General features: G+C 68.1%; 20 protein-coding genes. 8 read left to right on the forward strand and 12 right to left on the reverse strand.

Features of this window, described 5'->3' with window-relative positions:
* Positions 1-32: 32 nt before the first annotated feature.
* From ABB55_RS20940 to ABB55_RS20985, 10 genes are all read right to left on the reverse strand, one after another.
* Positions 33-947 carry an ABC transporter permease subunit gene (locus ABB55_RS20940; RefSeq protein WP_083463807.1) on the reverse strand — a complete coding sequence of 305 codons (915 nt, stop codon included), beginning with the start codon at positions 945-947 and terminating at the stop codon, positions 33-35.
* Positions 937-1950, reverse strand: a complete 1014-nt coding sequence (locus tag ABB55_RS20945) for an ABC transporter permease subunit (RefSeq protein WP_054360545.1) — start codon at positions 1948-1950, stop codon at positions 937-939. The genes ABB55_RS20940 and ABB55_RS20945 overlap by 11 nt, the downstream gene beginning before the upstream one ends.
* A 218-nt stretch (positions 1951-2168) precedes the next feature.
* The gene (locus tag ABB55_RS20950; protein ID WP_083463808.1) at positions 2169-3767 is read right to left on the reverse strand and encodes an ABC transporter substrate-binding protein; all 1599 of its coding nucleotides are present in this window, start codon (positions 3765-3767) and stop codon (positions 2169-2171) included.
* A 328-nt stretch (positions 3768-4095) separates the two neighbouring features.
* The gene (locus ABB55_RS20955) at positions 4096-6543 is read right to left on the reverse strand and encodes a GcvT family protein (RefSeq protein ID WP_054360546.1); all 2448 of its coding nucleotides are present in this window, start codon (positions 6541-6543) and stop codon (positions 4096-4098) included.
* Complete coding sequence (locus ABB55_RS20960) at positions 6540-7424, reverse strand: choline kinase family protein (RefSeq protein WP_054360547.1); 885 nt, start codon at positions 7422-7424, stop codon at positions 6540-6542. Before ABB55_RS20960 ends, ABB55_RS20955 begins: the two co-directional genes overlap by 4 nt.
* Before the next feature lie 119 nt (positions 7425-7543).
* Entirely contained in the window at positions 7544-8719 is a 1176-nt protein-coding gene (locus ABB55_RS20965) for an iron-containing alcohol dehydrogenase (protein ID WP_054360548.1), read from the reverse strand.
* A gap of 53 nt (positions 8720-8772) precedes the next feature.
* On the reverse strand, positions 8773-10170 hold the full coding sequence (locus tag ABB55_RS20970) for an aldehyde dehydrogenase family protein (RefSeq protein WP_054360549.1): 1398 nt from the start codon (positions 10168-10170) through the stop codon (positions 8773-8775).
* A gap of 110 nt (positions 10171-10280) precedes the next feature.
* Entirely contained in the window at positions 10281-11648 is a 1368-nt protein-coding gene (locus tag ABB55_RS20975; protein ID WP_054360550.1) for a glutamine synthetase family protein, read from the reverse strand.
* 101 nt (positions 11649-11749) lie between these two features.
* The gene (locus ABB55_RS20980) at positions 11750-13336 is read right to left on the reverse strand and encodes an amino acid permease (protein ID WP_054360551.1); all 1587 of its coding nucleotides are present in this window, start codon (positions 13334-13336) and stop codon (positions 11750-11752) included.
* Between the two features lie 92 nt (positions 13337-13428).
* A complete protein-coding gene (locus ABB55_RS20985) occupies positions 13429-14217 on the reverse strand; it encodes an N-formylglutamate amidohydrolase (RefSeq protein WP_054360552.1) in 789 nt (262 codons plus the stop codon).
* 381 nt (positions 14218-14598) lie between these two features.
* Here ABB55_RS20985 and ABB55_RS20990 point away from each other — a divergent pair, with 381 nt between their 5' ends.
* Positions 14599-15465, forward strand: coding sequence for a MurR/RpiR family transcriptional regulator (locus ABB55_RS20990; protein ID WP_054360553.1), 867 nt, complete (start codon positions 14599-14601; stop codon positions 15463-15465).
* A gap of 236 nt (positions 15466-15701) precedes the next feature.
* Here the strand turns inward: ABB55_RS20990 and ABB55_RS30475 are convergent, their stop codons facing one another.
* Positions 15702-16892, reverse strand: a complete 1191-nt coding sequence (locus tag ABB55_RS30475) for a coiled-coil domain-containing protein (protein ID WP_054360554.1) — start codon at positions 16890-16892, stop codon at positions 15702-15704.
* A gap of 244 nt (positions 16893-17136) precedes the next feature.
* Positions 17137-17715, reverse strand: a complete 579-nt coding sequence (locus ABB55_RS21000) for a DUF1134 domain-containing protein (RefSeq protein ID WP_054360555.1) — start codon at positions 17713-17715, stop codon at positions 17137-17139.
* A 180-nt stretch (positions 17716-17895) separates the two neighbouring features.
* Here ABB55_RS21000 and ABB55_RS21005 point away from each other — a divergent pair, with 180 nt between their 5' ends.
* The 7 genes from ABB55_RS21005 to ABB55_RS21035 all read left to right on the forward strand — a co-directional run bounded on the left by ABB55_RS21005 (position 17896) and on the right by ABB55_RS21035 (position 25255).
* A complete protein-coding gene (locus ABB55_RS21005) occupies positions 17896-18525 on the forward strand; it encodes a YHS domain-containing (seleno)protein (protein ID WP_054360556.1) in 630 nt (209 codons plus the stop codon).
* A 152-nt stretch (positions 18526-18677) separates the two neighbouring features.
* Positions 18678-19334: a histidine phosphotransferase ChpT gene (gene chpT, locus ABB55_RS21010; protein WP_054360557.1), complete on the forward strand. Its 657-nt coding sequence runs from the start codon at positions 18678-18680 to the stop codon at positions 19332-19334.
* A 133-nt stretch (positions 19335-19467) separates the two neighbouring features.
* Positions 19468-22230 (forward strand): hybrid sensor histidine kinase/response regulator, encoded by a 2763-nt coding sequence (locus ABB55_RS21015; protein ID WP_054360558.1) that lies wholly within the window; start codon positions 19468-19470, stop codon positions 22228-22230.
* A complete protein-coding gene (locus ABB55_RS21020) occupies positions 22227-22694 on the forward strand; it encodes a chemotaxis protein CheW (RefSeq protein WP_054360559.1) in 468 nt (155 codons plus the stop codon). The genes ABB55_RS21015 and ABB55_RS21020 overlap by 4 nt, the downstream gene beginning before the upstream one ends.
* 35 nt (positions 22695-22729) lie before the next feature.
* A complete protein-coding gene (locus ABB55_RS21025) occupies positions 22730-23095 on the forward strand; it encodes a response regulator (RefSeq protein ID WP_054360560.1) in 366 nt (121 codons plus the stop codon).
* 10 nt (positions 23096-23105) lie between these two features.
* Entirely contained in the window at positions 23106-24344 is a 1239-nt protein-coding gene (locus tag ABB55_RS21030; protein ID WP_054360561.1) for a protein-glutamate methylesterase/protein-glutamine glutaminase, read from the forward strand.
* A complete protein-coding gene (locus tag ABB55_RS21035) occupies positions 24341-25255 on the forward strand; it encodes a CheR family methyltransferase (RefSeq protein ID WP_054360562.1) in 915 nt (304 codons plus the stop codon). The genes ABB55_RS21030 and ABB55_RS21035 overlap by 4 nt, the downstream gene beginning before the upstream one ends.
* Positions 25256-25372 lie beyond the last annotated feature (117 nt).

The following is a 25372-nucleotide window of genomic DNA, read 5'->3' on the forward strand; positions in this document are numbered from 1 at the left end:
TATCTCCATGCGGTCGATGGCTGCAGTCCGGCTCAGCTCCGCTTCAGCTTCGGGTCGAGTGCGTCGCGCAGGCCGTCGCCCATCAGGTTGATGGAGACGACGGTGATCAGGATGGCGAGACCCGGCAGGGTCACGATCCAGGGATCGGAGCGGATGAACTCGCGGCTGTCGGCCAGCATCGAGCCCCATTCGGGCGTCGGCGGCTGCGCGCCGAGACCGAGGAAGCCGAGGGCCGCGGCCTCCAGGATGGCGTCGGAGACGCCGAGGGCGGCCTGCACGATCAGGGGGGCGATGCAGTTCGGCAGCACGGTCACGAACATCAGCCTGAGCCGGCCGGCGCCGACGACCCGGGCGGCGGTGACATAGTCCTTGCCGATCTCGGACAGCGCCGAGGCGCGCACCAGGCGGACGTAGCGGGGCAGGTAGACGATGGTCACCGCCCAGATGGTGTTGGGCAGGCTGGGGCCGAGCACGGCGACGACCAGGATGCACAGGACCAGGCTCGGCACGGCGATGATCAGGTCCATGACGCGCATGATCACGCTGTCGACCGTGCCGCCCGCGAAGGCCGCGACGAGACCGAGACAGACGCCGATCACCACCGAGACGACCATCACCGACAGGCCGATGAACAGCGAGATGCGCGCGCCGTGGATCAGCCGGGACAGCGTGTCGCGGCCGAGCGCATCGGTGCCGAGCGGGAAGCGCCAGTTGCCGCCGTCGTCCCAGACCGGCGGCAGCTTGGTGAAGTCGCGGAACTGCTCGATCGGCGAATAGGGCGCGATTAAATCGGCGAAAACGGCGGTCAGTGCGATCAGCACCAGGATGACCATGCCGAAGACCGCGCCGCGGTTCTCGGTGAAGGACGACCAGAATTCCGCAAGCGGGCTCTGGGGGGCCGCAGGCCGGGCTGCAGCGCCGGCGGGGACAGCAGTGTCAGCGGGCATGGCGGAGCCTCGGATTGATGGCGCCATACATCACGTCGACCAGGAGGTTGACCATGATGACGATGGACGAGATCAGCATGATGCCGCCCTGCAGGGCCGGATAGTCGCGCCGGGCGATCGATTCGATCAGCCACTTGCCGACGCCGGGCCAGGAGAAGATCGTCTCCGTCAGCACCGCGCCGGCCAGCAGGGTCCCGATCTGCAGGCCGATCGAGGTGACGACGGGGATCATGGCGTTGCGGAGCGCGTGCAGGCCGATCACCCGGAAGGGCGACAGGCCTTTGGCGCGGGCGGTGCGGACATAGTCCTCCGAGAGAACCTCCAGCATCGACGATCGCGTGATGCGCGCGATCACGGCGAGCGGGATGGTGCCGAGCACGATGGTCGGCAGGATCAGGTGCTGGACGGCATCCAGGAAGGCGCCCTCCTGACCGGACAGGATGCTGTCGATCAGCATGAAGCCGGTCACGCTGTCGAAGTAGAACTTGATCGGGTCGAGCCGTCCGGACACCGGGGTCAGGCCCCAGCGCTCGGACACGAGCATGATCAGGAGGAGGCCCCACCAGAAGATCGGCATCGAGAAGCCGATCACCGAGGCGCCCATGACGCCATGGTCGAACGGCCCGCCGCGCTTGACGGCGGCGATGACGCCGGCCGGGACGCCGATCAGCACGGCGAACAGCATGGCGCAGAGCGACAGTTCGATCGTGGCCGGGAAGAGCACCGAGAACTCGGTCAGGACCTTCTCGGAGGTGACCAGCGAGGTGCCGAAATCGCCGTGCAGCAGCCCGACGACATAGTCGACGAACTGCTTCCAGATCGGCTGGTCGAGCCCCATCTCGTGGCGCAGTTGGGCCAGTCGTTCCGGCGCGATGCCGCGTTCGCCGGTGCGGACCTCGACCGGATCACCCGGCACCAGCCGGATCATCACGAAGGTCACGAACATCAGCGCCACGAAGGTCGGCAGGGTCAGCGCCAGACGGCGCAGGAAATACTTGATCATGCACGGCTCCGGCGGCCGGGGCTGGGAAGGCGTCGGCGACCCGCTGCGGTCCGCACGGCGTGTGTCGCGGCACCGTCGGACATCGTCTTCAGCGGCATCGTCTTCAGTCGCAAAGCAAGATCCGGTCCGCCGGCGGCATGCCGGCGGCGTGGCCCGATCGAAAGAGGCCGGCAGGGTCGCCCCCGCCGGCCTCCCTCATGCATCGGGCGGGATCGCGGTCAGTTCAGTTCCACGCCGTAGAACTCATGCCGGCCGAAGGGCGAGATCTTCCAGCCCTTCACTTCCTTGCGGACCGGCTCGTAGACCACCGAATGGGCGATGGTCATGTCCGGCGCCTCTTCCTTCATGATCGCCTGCATCTCCTCGTAGAGCTTGGTGCGCTCCTTCACGTCGGAAATGCCGCGCGCCTTGATCAGGCGATCCTCGAACTCCTTGTTGCACCACTTGGTCAGGTTCTGACCGCCCGGACGGGCACCGGTGCAGCCGCGCAGGAAGAAGAAGTTGTCCGGATCACCGTTGTCGCCGGTCCAGCCGAGCTGGCCGGTCAGGTGTTCGCCCTGCTGCATGCGCTTGCGATACTCGCCCCACTCGTAGGAGACCAGCTTGGCATTGATGCCGAGCTTGGCGAGGTCGGACTGCATCATCTCGGCGATGCGCTTGGCATTCGGGTTGTAGGGACGCTGCACCGGCATCCACCACAGGTCGATCTCGAGCGGCGTCTTGACGCCGGCGGCCTCCAGCATGGCCTTGGCCTTGGCCGGATCGAACGGATAGTCCTTCACGCTGTCGTTATAGGACCAGATGGTCGGCGGGATCAGGTTCTTCGCGGCCTGGCCGGCGCCCTGGTACACGTCGCGGATGATGGCGGCCTTGTCGATCGCCATGTTGAAGGCCTGACGGACTTCCTTCTTGTCGAAGGGCGCCTTCTGGGTGTTGAAGGCCCAATAGGCGATGTTCAGGCCCGGCTGGTTGAGCAGCTGGAGATTGGCGTCCTTCTTGATCTCTTCCAGATCGGCCGGCCGCGGCGCGATCATGACCTGGCACTCGTTCTTCTTCAGCTTGGCAAGGCGGGCGGTCGGGTCGGGCGTGATGGCGAAGACGAGGTCGTCGATCTTGGACTTGCCGCCCCAATAGGCATCGAACGCCTTGTAGCGGATCACCGCGTCCTTCTGGTAGGCGACGAACTGGAACGGACCGGTGCCGACCGGGATCTGGTCAAGCTGCTCGAGCTTGCCGGCCTTCTGCAGCATGTCGGCATATTCGGCCGAATGGATCGTGCCGAAGTCCATGGCGAGGTTCGCCATGATCGGCGCATTGGCCTCCTTCAGCTTCATGACGACGGTGTAGTCGTCCTTCTTCTCGATCGACTCGAGCAGCTTCGGCATGTCCATGTCGTCGAAGTAGTCGTACTTGCCGCCCGAGGTCTTGTGGTAGGGATGATCATCCTTCCACTGGCGATTGAACGACCACAGCACGTCGTCGGCGTTGAAGTCGCGGGTCGGCTTGAAGCCGTTCACGCCGGAGTGGAACTTGACGCCCTTGCGCAGATTGAAGGTGATCGTCTTGCCGTCCTCGGAGACGGCCCACTTCTCGGCGAGGCCGGCGACGACGGTCGTGGTGCCGCGCTCGAACTCGACGAGCTGGTTGTAGACCGGACGAGCCGCGTCGAAGGAGGTGCCGGTGGTGTTGAGGGCCGGGGTGAAGTTCTCCGGGCTGCCTTCCGAGCAATAGACAAGGGTCTTCGCGCTGGCTGCGGTACCGCCCAGCATGGCGGCGGCAAACAGGGCCAGTACGCCTGTTTTCAGGACTGACTTCATGGAACGGCTCTCCCTCGCTCGAAGCTCGATGGTCGCGGACCGGTCGTCTCAGACGCCGTCCGGACGGATTCCTGGCGGGCGGGGCGCCCGCCGCGTCTATGCCGGGGACGCATGGCACCCCCGTCTGATCGGATGATCAAATCCCAACCGGACAAGCTGCGCAATGGGGTCCGGGATCGATTTCAGCAGGAAAGCACGGGTATTGGTGCGGGCGCTTTCCATGCAGGGGACGAAATTGGGAATATCATTCCCCGGATGGCCGCATCGGCCGTCCGCCTTTCTTTCCCACCTTGAATTGGCTCCAGTCCGAAGGCGATCCGCGCCTTAATCATGCTCGGATTCTGATTCCGGTCGGATCGTAGGGCGGCTCCAGGAACGCCTCGGCCGGAACCCGCTCGCCCGCCACCTCCAACTCGTAGTGTCCCGACAGGACGTAGTCGCGATCGACGCCTTCAGGGCGGCGCACATAGCCGTAGCCGAGCGCGCGGCCGACCGTATGCCCGAAGCCGCCGCCGGCGAGCCAGCCGACGCGTTCGCCGTCGCGATAGATCGTCTCGCGGCCGAGCAGCGTCACGGCCGGATCGGCCGAGAAGCCGGCGAGCAGGCGCGGCAGCGGTGCGGCCGCCTGGGCCTCCAGGGCGGCGCGGCCGAGGAACGGGATCGCCGTCTTCAGCTTGACGAAGCCGCCGAGGCCGGCGACCAGCGGCGAGTGATCCGGCCCGATCTCCGCCCCCCAGGCGCGATAGCCCTTCTCCAGCCGCAGCGTCTCTATCGCCCGGTAGCCGGCATTGGCGAGGCCGTAGGGGCCGCCGGAGAAATGCAGCGCATCGTAGAGCGTGGCGGCGAATTCGACCGGCACATGCAGTTCCCAGCCGAGTTCGCCGACATAGGTGACGCGCAGCGCCAGCACCGGGCAGCCGGCGACCGAGAGGCGCTTCGCCCGCCCGAACGGGAAGGCAGCGTTGGAGATGTCGTCCCGCGTCAGGGTCTCCAGGATGGCGCGGGCCAGCGGCCCCATCAGCACCAGCACGGCCTGGGCCGAGGTCACGTCGACGAGCCGGGCGTCGAGCCCGTCGGGGATGTTGCTGGTGATCCAGTGGAAATCGTGGGTGGCGAAGCCGGTGCCGGTGACGATCAGGTAGCGGTCGGATGCGAGCCGGGTGACGGTCACGTCGGCCTCGATGCCGCCGCGGGCATTGAGCATCTGGGTATAGACGATGCGGCCGGCGGGCTTGGCGACATCGTTGGCGCAGATCCAGGTGAGCGCGGCCTCGGCGTCGCGGCCGACCAGCTCGAACTTGGCGAAGCTGGTCTGATCGAACAGGACCGCGCCTTCGCGGGCCGCCTTGTGTTCGCGCGCCACCGCGGCGAACCAGTTCGGGCGCTCGAAGGAATAGCGGTCGACCGGCTCCTCGCCGGCGGCCCGGTCGGCGAACCAGTTCGGACGCTCCCAGCCGAGCTTCTCGCCGAAACAGGCGCCGGCCTGCTGCAGGCGGTCGTAGAGCGGCGAGCGGCGCAGCGGGCGGCCGGCCTCGGGCTCCTCGGACGGCCAGGCCATGGTGTAGTGGCGGCCATAGGCCTCCATGGTCCGGGTGCGCAGCCAGTCGAGGTCGTGGTGGTTGCGGCCGAAGCGGCGGATGTCGACCGTCCACAGATCGAAGGGCGGCGCGCCGGTGGCGACCCATTCGGCGAGCGCCATGCCGGCGCCGCCGCCCGAGGCGATGCCGAAGGCGTTGAAGCCGGCGCCGACGAACACGTTCTTCACCTCCGGCGCCTCGCCGAGGATGAAGTTGCCGTCCGGCGTGAAGCTCTCCGGCCCGTTGATCATCTGCTTGATGCCGGCCTCGGCGAGGGCCGGCACGCGGCCGAGCGCCAGCTCCATGATCGGCTCGAAGTGATCGAAATCGGGCTGCAGCAGCTGGAACTCGAAGGGCGAGGGCGGCGGATCGACATCCCAGAGCTTCGGGTTGGGCTCGTAGCCGCCCATCACCAGTCCGCCGACCTCCTCCTTCCAGTAGGTCAGGCGGTCGGGGTCGCGCAAAGTCGGCAGGGTCGGGGTCACGCCGGCGATGCGTTCGGTGATGACATATTGGTGCTGGATGGAGACCAGCGGCACGTTGACGCCGGCCATCCGGCCGACCGCGCGCGCCCACTGGCCGGCGCAGATGACGACCTTCTCGCAGGCGATCCGGCCCTGGTCGGTCTCGACCGCGACGACCCGGCCGTTCTCGACCGCGATGCCGGTGACGGCGACGCCCTCGCGGATGGTCACGCCGGCCATGCGGGCGCCCTTGGCGAGCGCGGCGGAGATGTCGGAGGGCGAGGCCTGGCCGTCGGTCGGCAGGAAGGCGGCGCCGACCACGTCGTCGACCTGCATCAGCGGCCAGAGGTCCTGCGCCTCCGTCGGCGAGATGACATGCATGTCGAGGCCGAAGGAGCGCGCCGTGGTCGCCTGGCGCTTGACCTCGATCATCCGTTCCGGCCGGCAGGCGAGGCGGAGCCCGCCATTGCGCTTCCAGCCGGTCGCCTGGCCGGTTTCGGCCTCCAGGCGGTTGTAGAGATCGACCGAATAGCCGAGCAGCCGGGTGATGTTGGCCGATGTCCGGAGCTGGCCGACCAGGCCGGCGGCGTGCCATGTCGAGCCGGAGGTGAGCCGGCCGCGCTCCAGCAGGATCACGTCGGTCTGGCCCATGCGTCCGAGATGCAGCGCCGTCGAACAGCCGACGATGCCGCCGCCGATGATGACGATCTTGGCCGAGGAGGGGAGGTCGGTCATGCGGACTCCATGGCGGCGAAGGCCGCGCGGGCGATTTCGTAGCGGGCGAAATTCTCGGCCGTGTAGGCCGAGTAGTCGAAGTCGATCGTGCTGGTGATCTCCGAGACCATGCTCCACAGCGTCTCGCGCAGCAGCGAGGCGGCCGTCATGGCGGCGAAGCGGCGGGCGAGGGCGTCGTCGAGCGGCCGCTCGAAATAGGCCTCGATCAGCGCCTGCCGCGCTGCCGGGCCGAGTTCCGAATTGGAGGCGAGGCCGCCGAGATCGAACAGGGGCGAGTTGAAGCCGGCATAGTCCCAGTCGACCAGCCAGAGCCGGCTTCCGTCGTCGATGACATTGGCGGCGAGCAGGTCGTTGTGGCCGAAGATCAGGTCGACCGGCCCGACCGCGAGCTCGAACCGGTCGGCATCGGCCATCAGACCGGGCAGCGCCGCGGCATGCCGGCTGCCGGCCTCGCGCAGCGTGTGGGCATAGTCGCGCAGGACATGGAACACCCAGAACAGCGGCGCCGGCCCGCGCAGGGCTTTCGGGATCTCGGTATGGGCGCGGCGGACGAGATCGACGAGGCGCGGCAGGTTGGCCGGATCGCGCACGTCCTCGGGCGTGAAGGTGCGGCCCTCGATGAAGCCGACCACCAGGGCGCCGGGCTCGACATGGAAGACCGGCGGCGAGACGCCGATCTCGGCGGCGGCCCGGCTGGCGGCCAGTTCGTTGCGGCGCAGGATGCCGTGGTGGGGAATGTCGCCGCCGATGCGCACGACATAGCGCGCACCCCGGTCCTCGACGACGAAATTCGCGTTGGTCATGCCGCCCGAGAGCGGGCGCGGCGTGACCGGACCCGACCAGCAGGCGAGCGACGCGGCGCGGTCTGCAAGGTCGGTCATGCGGTTGCGCTCCGGAGCGAACAGAAACCAAGCCGGCGGACGCCACGCGGGCCGGTGGCGACCCGCGTGGACGAGGTCGGGCGGGGCGGCGGCACCGGTCGGGCCGCCGCCCGTCGCGATCAGTCGATCTTGCTCTTCACGTCGCCCTGGATGGCGTTCTCGAAGATCTCGAGCGCGCCGGCCTTGTCGAGCGGGATCGGGTTGCCGCCGGCGGTCGGGTCGACGATGGCCATCTCGGCGATCAGGTCGGCCTTGGCATCGTCGACCTTGAGGCCGGCCAGCGTGTGCGGGACGCCGATCTCCTCGCGCAGCTCCAGGATCCAGTCCATCACGGCGGCGAAGTTGCCGCGCTCCAGGTCGAGCCAGCGGGCAAGCCGCTCCATCTTGTCCTTGATGGCCTTCTTGTTGAAGAACAGCACGTAGGGCATGAACACGGCGTTGGTCATGCCGTGATGGGTGTCGTAGAGCGCGCCGACCGGATGGCTGAGCGCATGGATGCCGCCGAGGCCCTTCTGGAACGCGGTGGCGCCCATGGCGGCGGCCGACATCATGTGGGCGCGGGCCTCAAGATCGGTGCCGTCCTTGACGGCGCGCGGCAGGAACTCCTTGCAGAGCCGCATGCCCTCGACCGCGATGCCCTCGGCCATCGGGTGGTAGCCGGGCGCGCAATAGGCCTCCAGGCAATGGGCGAGCGCGTCCATGCCGGTGCCGGCGGTCAGGAAGGCCGGCAGGCCGACGGTCAGCTCCGGATCGCAGATGGTGACGATCGGCATCATCTTCGGGTGGAAGATGACCTTCTTGGTGTGCGACGCCTCGTTGGTGATGACGCCGGCACGGCCGACCTCCGAACCGGTGCCGGCGGTGGTCGGCACGGCGACGACCGGGGCGATGCCGGCCGGATCGGCGCGGGTGTACCAGTCGCCGATATCCTCGAAGTCCCACATCGGCCGGGTCTGGCCGGTCATGAAGGCGATCACCTTGCCGGCGTCGAGCGCCGAGCCGCCGCCGAAGGCGATCACGCCGTCATGGCCGCCGGCCTTGTAGGCGGCGACGCCGGCGGCGATGTTGGATTCGACCGGGTTCGGCTTCACGTCGGAGAAGACCAGGGCGGGACGGCCGGCCGCGGCGAGGCCGTCGAGCACCTTGGCGAGCATCGGCAGCCGGGCGATGCCCGGATCGGTGACCAGCAGCGGACGGGCGATGCCGGCGACGGCGAGCGCATCGGCCAGTTCGGCGATGCGGCCGGCGCCGAAGCGGACGGCGGTCGGGTAGTTCCAGTTGGCGCGGAGCGTCATGGCTGTCTCTTCGGAAAGGGGGAGGTCCGGCCGCCGGCCCGGCGGCCGTCGGCTCAGTTCGTGGTCAGGCGCAGATGGTAGCTCTTCGGGCGGGTCAGGGCGTCGTAGCCGATCGCCGACAGGGCGGCGCCGTGGCCGGTATCCTTGACGCCGGTCCAGACGAGACCCGGATCGAGATAGTCGCAGCGGTTCATGTAGACGGTGCCGGTCTCGACCTCTTCCCCGACGCGCTTGGCGGCGGCCACGTCCTCGGTCCAGATGGAGGCGGTCAGGCCGTAGGGGCTGTCGTTCATCAGCCCGATCGCCTCGGCGTCGTCCTTGACCTTCATGATGCCGACGACCGGGCCGAAGCTCTCCTCGGTCATCACGCTCATGGCATGGCCGACCCCGGTCAGCACCTGCGGCGCCAGATAGGGCGAGCCGTCGCGGTTCTCCGGGAAGGCGGCGGGATCGAGATGCGCGGTGGCGCCGGCCGCGATCGCCTCGGCGGTCTGGCGGCGGACCACGTCGGCGAGGTTGGTGCGCGCCATCGGGCCGAGCGTGGTGTCGGCGGAAAGCGGGCTGCCGAGCACGTATTTCGCGGTCAGGTCGACGAAGCCCTGCACGAAGCCGTCATAGAGACTCTCGTGGACATAGATGCGCTCGATGCCGCAGCAGCATTGTCCGGAATTGAAGAAGGCGCCGTCGACCAGGTTCTCGACCGCGAAGGGCAGGTTGGCGTCGGCCATCACATAGGCCGGGTCCTTGCCGCCGAGTTCCAGGCCGCAGGTGGTGAAGGTGCCGGCGCAGGCGCGCTCGATGGCGCGGCCGGCCGGGACCGAACCGGTGAAGGCGACATGGTTGACGTGGCCGCCGGCGATGATGCCGATCGTCTGCTCGTGCGACAGGACCAGATGCTGGAACAGGCCGGCCGGCAGGCCGATCCGGTCGAAGGCCTCCTGGAAGCGGTCGCCGACCAGGAGCGTCTGCGCGGCATGCTTCAGGATCACGGCATTGCCGGCGATCAGGGCCGGGACGACCGAGTTGACGGTGGTCAGATAGGGATAGTTCCACGGCGCGATGGTGAAGACGATGCCGAGCGGATCGCGCGTGACGTAGCGCTCGAAGCCGGGGCGCACGTCCTTCGGCAGCACCGGGGCGAGCGCCTCCTCGGCGATGCCGACCATGTAGTTGGTGCGCTCCTCGACGCCGCGCAGCTCGCCCTGGCCGTAGCGGATCGGGCGGCCCATCTGCCAGGCGAGTTCCTCGCCGATCCGGTTGCCCATCGCCTTCATGGCCTCGACCAGCCCGCCGACCAGCCGGGCGCGCTCGCCGACCGGCACCCGGCGCCAGGCCTTCTGGGCGGCGCGGGCGCGGGCGAGCGCGGCGTCGATCTCGCTCGGCGTGGCGACGGGGCGGTCGACGTAGAGGCTGCCGTCGACGGGGGAGATGCACTGGATTCTGGCGGACATGTCGGAACCTCGATGGTCTTCGCAAGGGGCCGGGCGGGGGAAGGCCGGCGCGAAGCGGCGTGGCGGAGGGGCGGCCTGAAGGCCGCGCCCCAGGGCGGCGACGGGATCGATCAGATGATCTCGAAGTAGCGCTCCATCTCCCAATCGGTGATGGCGCGGCGGAACTCGCGCTCTTCCCATTCGCGCGTGGCGGCATAATGGTCGACGAAGGTGTCGCCGAACAGCGAGCGGGCGGCCTTCGAGGCCTTCAGGCGCTGGGCGGAATCCCACAGCGTGCGCGGCAGCTGGCGCTTGGCCGGGTGCTTCTTCGCATAGGAGTTGCCGACCACCGGCGCATCCGGCTCGATCCGGTTCTCGATGCCCCAGAGGCCCGCGCCGATCGCGGCGGCGAGCGCGATATAGGGATTGATGTCGGCGGCGGCGATGCGGAACTCGACCCGCTGCGACTTCTCGGAACCCGGGATGGCGCGCAGCGCGCAGGTGCGGTTCTCGATGCCCCAGGTGGCGTCGGTCGGCGCCCAGAAGCCCGGGATCAGGCGGGTGTAGCTGTTGACCGTGCAGGCCACCATGGCGAGCAGTTCCGGCAGTAGCGCCTGCTGGCCGCCGATCCACCAGCGCATGGTGTCGGAGATGCCGTGCGGCTTGGAGGCGTCATGGAACACGCCCTTGCCGTCCTTGGTCAGCGAGCAGTGGATATGGCCGGACTGGCCCGGCCAGTCCTTCGACCACTTGGCCATGAAGGTCGCCATCCAGCCGCGCCGCTGGGCGAGGATCTTGGTGTAGGTCTTGAAGAGCGCGGCCTTGTCGGCGGCGGCGAGCGCGTTGTCGACCCGGATCGCGGCTTCGAGCACGCCCGGGCCGGTCTCGGTGTGCAGGCCTTCGATCTCGAAATCCATCAGCCGGGCGGTATCGAGCAGTTCCTGGTAGAACTCGGCATGCACGCTTGAGCGCAGCATGGAATAGCCGTAGAAGCCCGGCGTGATGTTGGTCAGGTTCTTGTATTTCTTCTCGCGCACCGAGTGCGGCGTCTCGTCGAAGACGAAGAATTCGAACTCGACCGCGCTCATCACGCCGTAGCCGTGGCTCGCGGCGCGGTCGAGCACCCGGCGCAGCGTACCGCGCGGGCAGGCCGCCTCGTGCGGACCGGCGAATTCGGCCAGGAACAGCGGCACGTTCTCCTCGAACGGGATCGTGCGCATGGACTCCGGCACGACGCGCACCTCGGCATCCGGATAGGCGGTGTGCCAGCCGGTCAGGGTGACGTTGTCGTAGAGCTGGTCGTTGGAATCCCAGCCCAGCACCACGTCGCAGAAGCCGAAGCCCTTTTCCAATGCGGACAGGAACTTGTCACGGGCCATGTACTTGCCGCGCATGATCCCGTCCGTGTCGAAGACCCCGACCTTGACGTAGGGAATGTCGCGTTCGCGGATGTAGCGGGCGGCGTCTTCGGCGGTCCGGATCGGGCTCGTCTCGGTCATGATCGTCTCGGGTTCGCTGCCGACGGCGGGCGTCGGATGGGTCGGTCAAGGGTCGGAGGCGGCAGGACGGATCGAGCCCGTCCCGCACTGGTCGGCCGGGATCAGATCTCGCCCACGGCCTTCTCGGCTTCCCGGATGTCGCGCTGCCGCTTGGCGATCATGTCGCCGATCGGCGGGCCCTGGAAGCGCTTGTTCTCGAAGGCGATCCAGACGATTGCGGTCAGCACCAGGAAGCCGACGGTGATGTAGAGCGCCCAGTCGTTCGGCGGCTGGATGCCGATCAGGAAGATCGCCACCATGGCCACGACCGACAGGAAGGCGACGATGCGGAACAGGAAGCCGCCCATGTTCCACGGGCCCGGCTTCGGCCACTTCGACGTGCCGTAGACCAGCATGCCGAGCGCGATCGGGATGGTGAAGGAGATGAACAGGAAGATGACCGTGCAGGAAACGACGATCGTATAGGCCGACGAGCCGGCGATGGTGACCAGCGAGGCGCCCCAAACGAACAGGACCGCCAGCGTCGAGCCGGTCCAGATCGCCGCCACCGGCGTGCGATGGGCCGGGCTGACCTTCGACAGGAGCCCCGAGGCCGGCAGGCCGCCGTCGCGGGCGAAGGCGAAGATCATGCGCGACACCGAGGTGACGGTGGCCAGGCCGCACAGGAACTGGGCGACGAAGATGGCGATGTAGAGCGCCTGGGCGACCTTCGGATGGGTGGCCGAATCCATGGTCCAGAAGAAGACGTTCCAGCCCTGCTTGGCGGCCTCGTTCATGTCGGGAATCGCGAGCACGAAGGCGCACAGCATCAGGTAGCCGAACAGGAACGACCACCAGACCGACGAGACGATGCCGGCCGGCACCGAATGGGCGGCCTTCTGGGTCTCCTCGGAGGTATGCGCCGAGGCGTCGTAGCCCGTGATGGTATAGATCGGCAGCAACAGGCCGAGCGCGAAGATATACCAGATATTGTCGCCCTTCGGCCAGATCGGCGCATCACCCTCCGGCAGACCGGAATAGTTGGTGAAGGTGAACAGGCGCTGGAAGTCCCAGGTCTTGACGCCGAACAGAAGCACGACCGTCAGCACGATCGCGGTGGCGAAGATCAGGTAGCCGGAGAAGTCGGTCAGCTTGGCGGTCAGGCGGATGCCGAAATGGTTGATCAGCGCCTGCACGAAGGTGATCGCCGCCACGAAGACGATCTGGTTGCGGAAGCCCGCCGAGGTCGTCGTGTCGGTGGCGATATCGAACCAGGGCGCGATCGAGCCGGCGAAGAAGCCCCAGGTGCCGGTATTGATGGCACCGAGCACGGTGACCAGGCCGAGCAGGTTCAGCCAGGCCGTGACCCAGCCGGTGAAGCGGTTGCCGAGGATCGAACCCCAGTGGTAGAGGCCGCCGGCCGTCGGATAGGCCGAGGCGATCTGCGCCATCGCCAGGGCGAAGACGCCCGAGATCAGGCAGCCGAGCGGCCAGCCGTAGCCGATCGCCGCGCCGCCGGCGCCGGAGGTGGCCTGGGCCAGCGAATTGATGCCGCCGGACAGGATGCAGATGATCGAGAAGGAGATGGCGAAGTTCGAAAAGCGGCTCATCCGCCGTTCCAGTTCCTGGGCGTAGCCCATGGAATGGAGGATGTGCACGTCTTCCTTCTTGTCGCGATCGGAATACTGGTCCGCGTCCAGGCTGCTCATGACAATGACCCCCGTATCGATTGGCTCCGAATGGACTTCCCTGCAATTCCTCCTTCAGGCGTCCCGCTCCGTCGTTCGCGGAGGGATCCGCTTCATGCGCCCGGCAGGGCCGCAAGGGCCTCGTCGAGAGCGGCGGCGAGGCGGTCGCCCCAGCGGCGTTCCTCCTCGTCGGTGGTGACGAGGTCGTTGCGGACCTCGATCATGACGGTCGCCAGGCCGCGGGCGGTGCCGTGCCGGTCGAGCGTATGGTAGACCCGGTCGGCCGGGGCATAGGGCTCGTTGTCGCCGACGACGAGGCCCGGCTCTCGGCTCAGGATGGCGATGATCCGGTCGGCGAGCGCATCGTCCGGATGATGGACGATGCCGACATGCCAGGGCCGTGCCACGCCGCGCATCACCGGTGTGAAAGTATGGACCGCGCAGAGCGCGACCGGGCCGGGCTGCGTGAGGCGCCGGCCGAGCGCCGCCTCGATCGCCTCATGATAGGGCGTGTAGGCTTCCGCAACACGACGCTCGCGCTCGGCCGCGTCGATGGCCGCATTGCCGGGCACCGGCGTCGTCTCGCCGACCGCGACGATCGAATCGGGATCGCTCGGCAGGCGGTTGCAGTCGATCACCAGCCGCGACACGGTCGACAGCACGAGCGCGGCGTCGAGCCGTTCGGCCATCCGGCGGGCGATGCCGCGTGCTCCCGGGTCCCAGGCGAAATGTCGGGTCAGATCGGTGGCGTCGAGGCCGAGACTGCCGAAGCGTGTGGGGAGGCGGTTGGAGGCATGATCGCAGACCAGCAGCCAGCGGCCGGCGCCGTCCGGGCGCTCGATCGTCGCAGCCGCTCCGCCGCGCTCCGAAATGTCCAGGTCCCCGGTTCCGGCTTCCGTCACGCGCCTCTCCGCATTGGTGCTCCAGGCAAGCCGTCGCGCGGACACGCATGGTCCCTCCGGCCGCACATAACGGCTCGGCCCCACGCCCGACAGGCGCGGTCGCATCGGCATCGCGTTCTGGAACCCCGCTTCCGCACGGGGCTGTATTATTCATTACATGGGAAATCGTTTTGTCAATTTCGGAATTTCGGTTCCAATGGCGAAGCTGCGGGGCGAAGATCGGAAGGGCGGCGGGAGAAGGCGCTCAAGGCCGGCATCAAGGCATGGGGACGGTGCCGGACGGTTCGGGCCGCCGTGCCGTAAGCTGCCGGTCCGGACCGGAATCGGGTCGCCTTCGACGCGTGCCGGGGGCGGCGAGGGCTCGCGACGGGGAGGAGCGCCATGTCGGACATCCATGACGAAGGCGGATCGGTCGCCGAGGCGGTGCGCGACCGCCTGGAGGCGATGACGGCGACCGAACGCAAGGCGGCCCATGCGCTGCTTGCCAACTACCCGGCCGCCGGCCTCGCGCCGGTCGCCGAATTCGCCGAACGCGCCGGCGTCAGCGCGCCGACTGTGCTGCGATTCGTCGCCAAGCTGGGTTTTGCCGGCTATCCGGATTTCCAGCGCGCGCTGCGTAGCGAATTGGAGGCACAATCGGCCTCGCCGCTGGTCAAGGCGGCGGGACCCGGCAGCCGCGGCGCGCCGCCGAGCGCCTTCGACCGCTTCGCGACCGCCGTCGTGGACAATCTCCAGCAGACCCGCCGCCACCTGCCGCCGACCGAGTTCGAGGCCGCGGTCGATCTGGTCGCCGATACCCGCCGCGCCATCCATCTGATCGGCGGCCGCTTTACCGACGCGCTCGCCGGCTACATGGCCGCCCATCTGGCCATCGTGCGGCCGCGCGTCGAGCATGTCGGCAGCCGGACCGGCGTCTGGCGCGACCATCTCCTCGACATGAACCGGCGCGACGTCCTGGTCGTCTTCGATATCCGCCGCTACCAGGAGGATGTCGTGGCCTTCGCGGAGGCTGCCGCGGCCCGGGGCGTAACCATCCTGCTGGTCACCGACCAGTGGCTTTCGCCGGTCGCCCGCCATGCCGAGCACGTCCTGGCCGGCCGCATCGCCGTGCCGTCGCGCTGGGACAGTTCGGTCGCGCTGCTGACGCTCGCCGAGGCGCTGATCGCCGCCGTCACCGAGCGGCTTGGCCCGATCGCCGATCAGCGCATCGCCGAACTGGAGGCCCTGCGCCGGGGCGACGCCCAATAGCCGGTTGCTGAGCAGCGCATATCGAACCCGCCATACCGTCGTCCCCGGGTTTGTCCCGGGGCCCCAGTGCGGCGTCCAAGCCATTGAAAAATCGAAGTGCCCGCGGCGAACCCGGGCATGGCAGGGCTGAAATTGCCCTCTTCGGATCGCGTTGCGACGGGCTCTTCAGCACCCCCACGGCGGTCAGACGGCAAGAGGGCCGATCGGACCGGAAGCCGGTCCGGGTTGGGCCGCATTCAGGCGGCCGGCGGCGCGTCGGCGGGATCGTTCGGCTTCAGTTCGCGAATGCGTTCGGCCAGGCCGCGGCGCTTGCGCTTGCCGCCCCCCTTCGCGGGCGGCGCCGGCGGTGCGGATGCCGAAGGCGACGGCGATGTCGGGGCGGGCGGCGCCCGGTCCGGGGCATCGGCCAGGATGCGCGTGATGGCGGAGTCCGGTCCCTCCGCCGTGGCGGTCATGTCGACGATCCGCGCGGCGAGATCCGCCAGCCGGTCACGCAGGATCGCGTTGCCGTTGCCGTCGGGACCCGTCTGGAGCAGGGCGAGCCGGTCGGCCAGCGCGTCGCGGTCCGCCGTCAGGGCCGAGAGGCGGGACTCCAGATCGGCATTGGCCCGTTCCAGGCCTTCCATGGTGCGGGTCAGGTTGTCGCCCGGGCCGGCCGACGCCGCGGCCAGCGCCTCGCGCAGCCGCGCGGCTTCGGCGTCGAGCACCGCGATCCGCGCCTCGGCCTTGGTCAGCCGGTCGGACTTGGCGGTCAGATCCTTGGCCCGTTCGGCGAGCGCGCTCTCGATGCGCTTGATCCTGTCCCGTTCGTCGGCGATCAGCGCATCCCGCTTGGCGATCTCGGCCTCGGCGACTTCGGCCCGGTAGATCGCCTGCTTGCGATCGTCGCCGAGATGACCGGCCTTGGCCTCCAGGGCCTGGATGGTGGTCCGCAGCGCCGCGGTCTCGACCTTGCGGGCATCGGCCTCCGCGATCAGATCGGCCAGCCGGATCTTGAGGTCGTTGACCTCGTGGACCTGGCTCTCGCCCTGGTGCCGGCTGTGGTCGAGAATGGCGCGGGCATTGTCGAAATCGTCGCGGCGCGCGGCCAGATCGGCTTCGACGGCCGCCAGTTGTGCGGCGATCCGGTCGCGTTCGCCGGCGATCGCCGCGACCTGGTCGCGCGCGCGGGCGGCCTCGATCTGACGCTCAGCGGCGCGGCGCCGGAGCTCCGCGGCAGCCATCTCCAGCCGGCGGGTCTCGCGCGCGAACTCGGCGCGCATCTGGTCGCGGTTCGCCTTGATCTCGGCGAGGCTGAGCGGCGTCGAGGCCTCGATGCGCAGGCGGGTCAGGCGAACGGCCCGGCGCCAGAAGCTCGGCATGATCATCAGGGCGATCAGCCCTGCGACCAGGAATCCGAGGGCGAAGAAGAGGGCCGATTCGATCAAGTCTGGTCACTCCGCCAGAGGAGCCGAGCTATGCGCCGTCACCGAGCCGGCCCGGGTGCCGCATCCTACGGCCGCCATGGTCAGACGGCCGCCCGAGGGGCCGGTCACCGCGCCGGCCGCCCCAGTCGCGGCCGCCGGCCGTGGCTCGATTTCGATGATTAGCATGCCGGGCAGCGGACGGCACGTCCATCCGCGACGGCGTTCGACCTCTTGAGGAGAATTCGCCGGCCCCGCTCCCTTGGGATCAGAAGGGGTTCCAGGTGGCGGTGGGCGTGAACTTCAGATAGCCGAGCGCCACGCCGAGGCGCATGCCGACGCCGGCACGGACCGGCACGACATAGACGTTGTTGTTGACCAGCGCCGTCATGCCGAAGCCGCCGATGAAATAGGCGGAGCCGTCGACGCCGCCGAAGCGGTTGTAGATCGCCCCGACGGCCGGCAGGTTGTAGACCAGCATCATGGTCCGGGCGCCTTCGCCGCCGATGTCCCAGCCGAGCGACGGACCCTGCCAGAAGATGCGGTGCTGGCCCTGGTCGCGGGTATGCAGGGTGCCCTCGCCGTAGCGCAGGCCGGCCCCGATCGCGCCCGAACCCTCCTCGCCGAGAATGTAGCCGTTCGGCTGGCCATACTGGGCGACCGCCTTCTCGATCACGGTGGCGAGGCCGCCCGAAACGGTGCCGAAGAAGCGGTGTCCGGTGGAGATGAGTTCGTTGGAGCTATAGCTGCCGCCGGGCGGACCCGACTGGGCGCCGGCGGGAGCCGCCGCGTAGGCGAAGAACGCCGCGACGGCGGCAAGGATAGTCGTGAGCCAAGGGCGAGCCATGGAGGACCTCGTGGTGACGCAAGCATTCCGGATGGGCCTGCCTTAACGGAGGCCTCATGTCTTCCTGCCACCCTTCCCGCACCGGAGGTCATGCCTTCGGGTCTGGAATGCCCGACAGACCGGGAAACCGCTCCCGGCCGTTCCGGACATTGGGCGTGAATGACGACAGGCCGAATCAATATGGCAGACTTTAGCGGAATTCAGGCGACGCCATGGTTACGCGGGGTTGTCGGCTGCTTTCGCGCCCTCGCGCTCGCCGGACCGCTCCTGGTCGCCGGACCCGCCGGGTGGGCCGCGGAGTCCGGTCACGGCGGTGGGCACGGCGAGACCAAGCCGGCCGCTCCGGAACCGCCGCCGCCCCCCGAGAAGCCGCCGCCGCCGCCCCTGCCGAAGCTGGAGAAGGTCGAGACCGTCCCGCGGATCCCGAAGGTCTTCGCCGACCCGCTGACCGGTCTGGCGCTCGGCGGCCTGGACCCGGTCGCCTTCTTCACCAACGGCAGGCCGATCGAAGGACGCCAGGACCTGGAACTCGACTGGCGCGGCGCCGCCTGGCGTTTCGCCAACGAGGGCAATCAGGCCGCCTTCCGGGACGCGCCGGAGATCTACGCGCCGCGCTTCTCCGGCTATTGTGCGTTCCAGCTCGGCCGCGGCTTTCTCGCCGAGGCGGCGCCGAATATCTGGGTGATCTACCGCGACCGGCTCTACCTCTTCCTGTCGCCCGCCCAACGGGCCGCGTTCATGCTCGATCCGGACGGGGCCGTGGCCAAGGCCGAGGCCGCCTGGCCGGCCCTGTCGCGGCAACTTCCCTAGGCGGCTTCGGACCCGGGGCCGTGGATTGGCGGCGCGGCGCGCTTTGAAATCCGACGGCGAGCCTGTATCTCAAAACTGACCTCATCCGCCCGATTCGGGCGAATCGGGCTCGTCTTTTCCCATCCAGAGCCCCCTTCCGGAGTTTTTCCGCCATGGCCGACGCCGCCGACATCGCCGCGCTCGATCTCGCGGCCCTTCTTGCCAGCCGCGTCTGTCACGACATCATCTCGCCGGTCGGCGCCATCACCAACGGGCTCGAAGTCCTGGAGGAGGAGACCGGCGAGGAGATGCGCAGCTTCGCGATGGATCTCATCAAGAAGAGCGCACGCCAGGCGTCCGCAAAGCTCCAGTTCGCGCGTCTGGCCTTCGGGGCGGCCGGCTCGGCCGGCGCGGAGATCGATCTCGGCGACGCCGAAGCGGTCACGCGCAACTTCATGTCCGGCGAGAAGGCCAACATCGAATGGACCGCCGTTCGCGTGCTGATGCCGAAGAACAAGGTCAAGCTGCTGCTCAACCTGGTTCTGATCGCCACCCACGCCATTCCGCGCGGCGGCACCATCCGCGTCACCGTCGAAGGCGCGCCGACCGCACCGACCTTCCGGCTGGCCTGCACCGGCACCAATGCCCGGATCCCGCCGAACGTGGACCAGATCCTTGACGGACGTCTGCCCGAGCAGGCACCGGACGCGCATATGATCCAGCCGATCTATGCCGGTCTTCTGGCCCGCGCCGCCGCCATGCGGGCGACTGTGGCCAAGGAAGGCGACGACGTCGTCTTCACGGCCGTGCCGCAGGATATCGTCGGTTGATTTCCGGATTCCCTAGGGAAAGGCTAGAAGTTTCCCGTTCGGCAAGTCTCTCTTAACGCTTGACCTCGATACTTGACCCAAGGAACCGCGAGCCCGAGCCGATCGCGGTCCACCAGAGGGCAAGGAAGAGGCCATGGACGATCTCCTTCGCGAATTCTTGACGGAGACGAACGAGAGCCTCGACGTCGTGGACGTCGAACTCGTGAAATTCGAGCAGGATCCGAACAATGCCAAGATCCTGGCCAACATTTTCCGGTTGGTCCATACCATCAAGGGAACCTGCGGTTTCCTAGGCCTGCCGCGGCTCGAAGCGATTGCGCATGCAGCCGAAACGCTGATGGGCAAGTTCCGCGACGGCGTCCCCGTGACGCCCCAGGCGGTCAGCCTCGTCCTGTCTTCGCTGGATCGGATCAAGTCGCTCGTCGCCGAGCTCGAGGCGACCGAACAGGAGCCGACCGGATCGGATCGCGACCTGATCGAGCTGCTCGAACGGATGGCGGAATCCGGCGCCCCTGCGGCGCCCGTCGCGGCCGCTCCACCGCCGCCCGAGGCGAAGCCCGGGCCGACGCTGGTCCAGGCCGAAGGGCCGAAGCATGCCTCCGGCGATATCGTCTATCAGGTTCTCGAGCGCCCGCTCCGTCCCGGCGAGGATTCGCTCGACGATCTGGAGCGCGCCTTCCGCGAGACCGAAGCCGAAGTGCCCCTGCTGAAGCAGCTCGAACCCAAGCGCGACGCACCGGCCAAGACCGCGCCCAGCGCCGAGAAGCGCGGCGGGCGGGAGCCTGCCAAGGAACGCGATCCGGCGGCTGAGACCGAAGCGGCCAAAGGCGGCGTATCCGCCCAGACCATCCGCGTGTCGGTCGACACGCTCGAACACCTGATGACCATGGTGTCCGAGCTGGTCCTGACCCGCAACCAGCTGCTCGAGATCGTGCGCCGGCACGAGGATTCCGAGTTCAAGGTTCCGCTGCAGCGGCTCTCCAACGTCACCGCCGAGCTGCAGGAAGGCGTCATGAAGACGCGCATGCAGCCGATCGGCAATGCCTGGCAGAAGCTGCCCCGCGTCGTCCGCGACCTCAGCCAGGAACTGGGCAAGCAGATCGAACTGGAGATGGTCGGCCAGGATACCGAGCTCGACCGCCAGGTTCTGGAACTGATCAAGGATCCGCTGACCCACATGGTCCGCAACTCCGCCGATCACGGCCTGGAGACGCCGGATCAGCGCAAGGCGTCGGGCAAGTCCGAGAAGGGCACGATCCGCCTGTCCGCCTATCACGAGGGCGGCCACATCATCATCGAGATCGCCGACGACGGCCGCGGCCTGAACGTCGATCGCATCCGCCAGAAGGTCCTGGAGAACGGTCTCGCCAGCGAGTCCGAGCTCGAGAAGATGACCGAGCAGCAGATCTGCAAGTTCATCTTCGCGCCGGGCTTCTCGACGGCCGCCAAGGTCACCAACGTGTCCGGCCGCGGCGTCGGCATGGATGTGGTGAAGACCAATATCGACGCGATCGGCGGCACCGTCGATCTGAAGACCGTGATCGGTCAGGGCACCAGCTTCACCATCAAGATCCCGCTGACGCTGGCGATCGTCTCGACGCTGATCGTCGAGGCGGCCGGCGACCGCTTCGCGATCCCGCAGCTCTCGGTGGTCGAACTGGTTCGCGCCCAGTCCAATACCGAGCACCGCATCGAGCGGATCCGCGATACGCCGGTTCTGCGCCTGCGCAACAAGCTGCTCCCGCTGGTGCATCTCTCCAAGCTGCTCGGCATCACCGACCGGTCGCCGAACGCGGTGGTGCGACCCGAGGATGACGGCTTCATCGTTGTCATGCTGGTCGGTAACCAGACCTTCGGCGTGGTCGTCGACGGCGTGTTCCACACCGAGGAAATCGTGGTCAAGCCGATGAGCTCGATGCTCCGGCACATCACCATGTTCTCGGGCAACACCATTCTGGGCGACGGTTCGGTGATCATGATCGTCGATCCGAACGGCATCGCCCAGGCGCTCGGCGGCATCACGTCGACGGCCGAGATGGCCGGCGAGAAGGATGCCGATGACGACCGCGCCCGGGTCGACGCGCAGACCATCTCGATGCTCCTGTTCCGGGCCGGCTCCGCCGAGCCCAAGGCAGTGCCGCTCTCGCTGGTCACGCGCCTGGAAGAATTCTCGGTCGAAAAGGTCGAGCATTCGAACGGCCGCGATCTGGTCCAGTATCGCGGTTCGCTGATGCCGCTGGTCTATTTCGACGAGATGCTGCAGCGCAAGAGCGAGGGCAGCGTGCCGATGCTGGTCTTCTCCGATGCCGGCCGGTCCATGGGCCTGGTGGTCGACGAGATCATCGACATCGTCGAGGACGAACTCAACATCCAGGTCGGGTCCGAGCGGCCCGGCGTGCTCGGATCGGCGGTCATCAAGAGCCGCGCGACCGAGGTGGTCGACATCGGCTTCTACCTGCCCCAGGCCTTCGAGGACTGGTTCCAGCGCAAGGAGATGAAGGTCGAGAGCCTGACGCGCTCGCTGCTCTTCGTCGACGACGCGCCGTTCTTCCGCAACATGCTCGGCCCGGTGCTCAAGGCCGCCGGCTTCAACGTCACCAGCGTCGAATCCGCGGTCGAAGGCCTCAAGCTGTTCGACGACGGCCGGCGGTTCGACGTGGTCGTCTCCGACATCGAGATGCCGAACATGAACGGCTACGAGTTCGCCGAGATCCTGAAGCGGCATCCCAAGTACCGCCAGATCCCGATCCTCGCGCTGAGTGCCATCTGCACGCCGGCCTCGATCGAACGCGGCCGTCAGGCCGGCTTCGACGACTACATCGCCAAGTTCGACCGGGCCGGCCTGATCGCCGCGCTGAAGGAAGTCACCACCACCGAATATGGGATCGCGGCATGAGCGAGGAGATCACCAGCCTCACCGACTCGGTGCAGTATGTGACCGTCATGATCGGCGGTCAGCTGTTCGGGTTGCCGATCGAGCGCGTCCATGACGTGTTCATGCCGGAATCGATCACCCGCGTGCCGCTGGCGCGCGGCGAGATCGCCGGCGTCCTCAACCTGCGCGGCCGCATCGTGACCGCGATCGACATGCGCAAGCGCCTGCATCTGGCGCTGCGCCAGGACGGCGGCCAGACCATGGCGGTCGGCATCGAGCACAAGGGCGAGTCCTACGGCCTGCTGATCGACAATGTCGGCGAGGTCCTGACCCTGCCGACGGCCGGCCGCGAACCGAACCCGGTCAATCTCGATCAGAAATGGGCCGCGATTTCCGGTGGCGTGCACCGCCTCAACGGTCACCTCATGGTGATCCTGGACGTGGACCGCGTACTCGGCGGCATGGCCGAAGTGCTTGCGGCATGACGACCCCGGCCGGACCGGGAAGTGGAGTGGTTGCCATGAAGCATTGCCTCGTCGTCGACGACTCGAGCGTGATCCGAAAAGTCGCCCGACGCATCCTCGAAGATCTCTCGTTCGAGATCGTCGAAGCGGAGGACGGCAAGCAGGCGCTCGACCTGTGCCGGCAGAAGATGCCCGACGCCATCCTGCTCGATTGGAACATGCCGGTGATGAACGGCCTGGAATTCCTGTCCGCGCTCCGCCAGGAGCCGGGCGGGGAGGCCCCGAAGGTCGTCTTCTGCACCACCGAGAACGATGTGGCGCACATCGCGCGCGCCATTCGGGCCGGTGCCAACGAGTACATCATGAAGCCTTTCGATCGCGACATCGTGCAAGCCAAGTTCGCCGAAGTCGGTCTCATCTGAGCGGGGTCCCATGCCGTTGCCCTCTGCTGCCGCCAGCGCCTCGGGCGCCGCGGTCACCGATCCCGTGCGCGTGATGATCGTCGACGATGCCGTCGTTGTCCGCGGTCTGATCGGCCGTTGGATCGACGAAGATCCGGCGCTTGCCGTGGTCGCAAGCCATCGCAACGGCCGGCTCGCCGTTGGGGATGTGATGCGCTCCAACCCCGACGTCGTCGTGCTCGATGTCGAAATGCCGGAGATGGACGGGCTGACCGCGCTGCCGCTGCTGCTCAAGCAGAAGCCGGGTCTGGTCGTCGTCGTCGCATCGACGCTGACCCGGCGCAATGCCGAGATCAGCCTGAAGTGCCTCTCCCTCGGCGCCGCCGACTATGTCCCGAAGCCGGAATCCAATGCGAGCGTGACCACGTCGCCGGAATTCAAGGCGGAGATCGTCCAGAAGGTGAAGACCCTGGGCTTGCGCGCCCGCCAGCGTGCCGGCCGTGCGGTCCGCCTGCCGGAGGCCGCCCCGGCGCCGGGCACGCGCCCGACCACCGCCATGGCCCACGCGCCGCAGCCGCAGCGCACGCCCTTCGCACGGCCCGCGGCCCAGCCCGGGCGGATCTCCGCGACGGCGCGGCCGGACGGCGGCAAGCCGGGGATCACGACGCGCGCCTATTCCAACGTGGCGCCGCGCGTGCTGCTGATCGGCTCGTCGACCGGCGGGCCCCAGGCCCTGACCAAGCTCTTCGGCGAGATCGGTCCGGCGATCGGCAATCTGCCGGTCCTCGTCACCCAGCACATGCCGGCCACCTTCACGGCCATCCTGGCGGAGCACCTGACCAAGGCCTCCGGCCGCCGCGCCGCCGAAGGCGTCCATGGCGAGCCGCTGATGCCGGGCCGCATCTATGTCGCACCGGGCGGCAAGCACATGGTGATCGGCAAGGACGGCCACGACACGGTCGTCCAACTCAACGATCTGCCGCCGGTGAACTTCTGCAAGCCGGCCGTCGACCCGCTGTTCCAGAGCGCCGTGCCTCTGTTCGGCGCCGCCATCCTGTCGGTCGTGCTGACCGGCATGGGCCATGACGGCGCCGCCGGCGCCGGCGTCATCGCCAAGGCCGGCGGCAGCGTCATCGCGCAGGACGAGGAGAGCAGCGTGGTGTGGGGCATGCCGGGCGCAGTCGCGCAGGCCGGCGCCGCCTCCGAGATTCTGCCCCTGGACCAGATCGGTTCCAAGATCATCCGCATCCTGAGCGGGGGGCGCCCGTGACACCGGCCGAATTCGACTATCTCCGCGTCTTCCTGAAGGCACGCTCCGGCCTGGTCCTGACCAACGAGAAGCAGTATCTCGTCGAAAGCCGGCTCCTGCCGGTCGCGCGCAAGGCGGGGCTGCCGTCGATCTCGGCCCTGGTCGCGCGCGTCAAGGAACCCGGTGGCGCGGCCCTGCAGGACCTCGTCGTCGAGGCGATGACGACCAACGAGTCCTTCTTCTTCCGCGACAAGACGCCGTTCGAATATTTCACCAACTACATGCTGCCGGAACTGCAGCTGGCGCGCGCACGCGAGCGGCGCCTGCGGATCTGGTGCGCGGCCGCGTCGACGGGCCAGGAGCCCTACACGCTGGCCATGTGCCTGAAGGACAACGAGGCCAAGCTCGCCGGCTGGCAGGTGGAAATCATCGGCACCGACCTGTCGGTCGAGGTGCTGGAGAAGGCCAAGGCCGGCATCTATACCCAGTTCGAAGTCCAGCGCGGCCTGCCGATCAACCATCTGCTGCGCTACTTCAACCAGACCGGCGACGTCTGGCAGATCCGTTCCGACCTGCGCTCGATGGTGCAGTATCGCAAGCTGAACCTGCTCGAGAATTTCTCCTCGCTCGGCCAGTTCGATATCGTCTTCTGTCGCAACGTCCTGATCTATTTCGACAACGAGACGAAGTGCGGGGTCCTCAACCGGATCGCCAAGATGCTGCCCGACGACGGCTTCCTGGTGCTCGGCGCCGCCGAGACGGTGGTCGGCCTGACGGACGCCTTCCGACCGATGTCGGACCGGCGCGGCCTCTACCAGCCGAACCGGGCCAGCGCCCGCCCGGCCGCCAAGACCGGCACCACCGGGACGGCCGCCGCGGCCCCTGCCGCCGGCTCCAGCCGGCTCGGCAGCTACACCTTCGCCAACCGGTAGGGCAGGGCGGCCGGGGGCGGTCGGGTCGGGAGCAGGGCGGCCGGACGGCGGCCTTCTCCGCGCCGACAGGCGCGGGCCGCCCGGCGATGCGGCGAGATCGTGGGTCCGCGCCGCCGC

The sequence above is a fragment of the Prosthecodimorpha hirschii genome (assembly GCF_001305515.1).
Classification (GTDB): Bacteria; Pseudomonadota; Alphaproteobacteria; order Rhizobiales; family Ancalomicrobiaceae; genus Prosthecodimorpha; species Prosthecodimorpha hirschii.

Bases quoted from the DNA above. Each gene is read 5' to 3' on its own strand.
- ABB55_RS21000 (WP_054360555.1), bottom strand. From the start codon at position 17,715: ATGGCTCGCCCTTGGCTCACGACTATCCTTGCCGCCGTCGCGGCGTTC.
- ABB55_RS20980 (WP_054360551.1), bottom strand. From the start codon at position 13,336: ATGAGCAGCCTGGACGCGGACCAGTATTCCGATCGCGACAAGAAGGAA.
- ABB55_RS20975 (WP_054360550.1), bottom strand. From the start codon at position 11,648: ATGACCGAGACGAGCCCGATCCGGACCGCCGAAGACGCCGCCCGCTAC.
- ABB55_RS21025 (WP_054360560.1), top strand. From the start codon at position 22,730: ATGAAGCATTGCCTCGTCGTCGACGACTCGAGCGTGATCCGAAAAGTC.
- ABB55_RS20965 (WP_054360548.1), bottom strand. From the start codon at position 8,719: ATGACGCTCCGCGCCAACTGGAACTACCCGACCGCCGTCCGCTTCGGC.
- ABB55_RS20955 (WP_054360546.1), bottom strand. From the start codon at position 6,543: ATGACCGACCTCCCCTCCTCGGCCAAGATCGTCATCATCGGCGGCGGC.
- ABB55_RS20940 (WP_083463807.1), bottom strand. From the start codon at position 947: ATGCCCGCTGACACTGCTGTCCCCGCCGGCGCTGCAGCCCGGCCTGCG.
- ABB55_RS21005 (WP_054360556.1), top strand. From the start codon at position 17,896: ATGGCAGACTTTAGCGGAATTCAGGCGACGCCATGGTTACGCGGGGTT.
- ABB55_RS20960 (WP_054360547.1), bottom strand. From the start codon at position 7,424: ATGACCGACCTTGCAGACCGCGCCGCGTCGCTCGCCTGCTGGTCGGGT.
- chpT (WP_054360557.1), top strand. From the start codon at position 18,678: ATGGCCGACGCCGCCGACATCGCCGCGCTCGATCTCGCGGCCCTTCTT.
- ABB55_RS20950 (WP_083463808.1), bottom strand. From the start codon at position 3,767: ATGAAGTCAGTCCTGAAAACAGGCGTACTGGCCCTGTTTGCCGCCGCC.
- ABB55_RS20945 (WP_054360545.1), bottom strand. From the start codon at position 1,950: ATGATCAAGTATTTCCTGCGCCGTCTGGCGCTGACCCTGCCGACCTTC.
- ABB55_RS21015 (WP_054360558.1), top strand. From the start codon at position 19,468: ATGGACGATCTCCTTCGCGAATTCTTGACGGAGACGAACGAGAGCCTC.
- ABB55_RS20990 (WP_054360553.1), top strand. From the start codon at position 14,599: ATGTCGGACATCCATGACGAAGGCGGATCGGTCGCCGAGGCGGTGCGC.
- ABB55_RS21030 (WP_054360561.1), top strand. From the start codon at position 23,106: ATGCCGTTGCCCTCTGCTGCCGCCAGCGCCTCGGGCGCCGCGGTCACC.
- ABB55_RS21020 (WP_054360559.1), top strand. From the start codon at position 22,227: ATGAGCGAGGAGATCACCAGCCTCACCGACTCGGTGCAGTATGTGACC.
- ABB55_RS20970 (WP_054360549.1), bottom strand. From the start codon at position 10,170: ATGTCCGCCAGAATCCAGTGCATCTCCCCCGTCGACGGCAGCCTCTAC.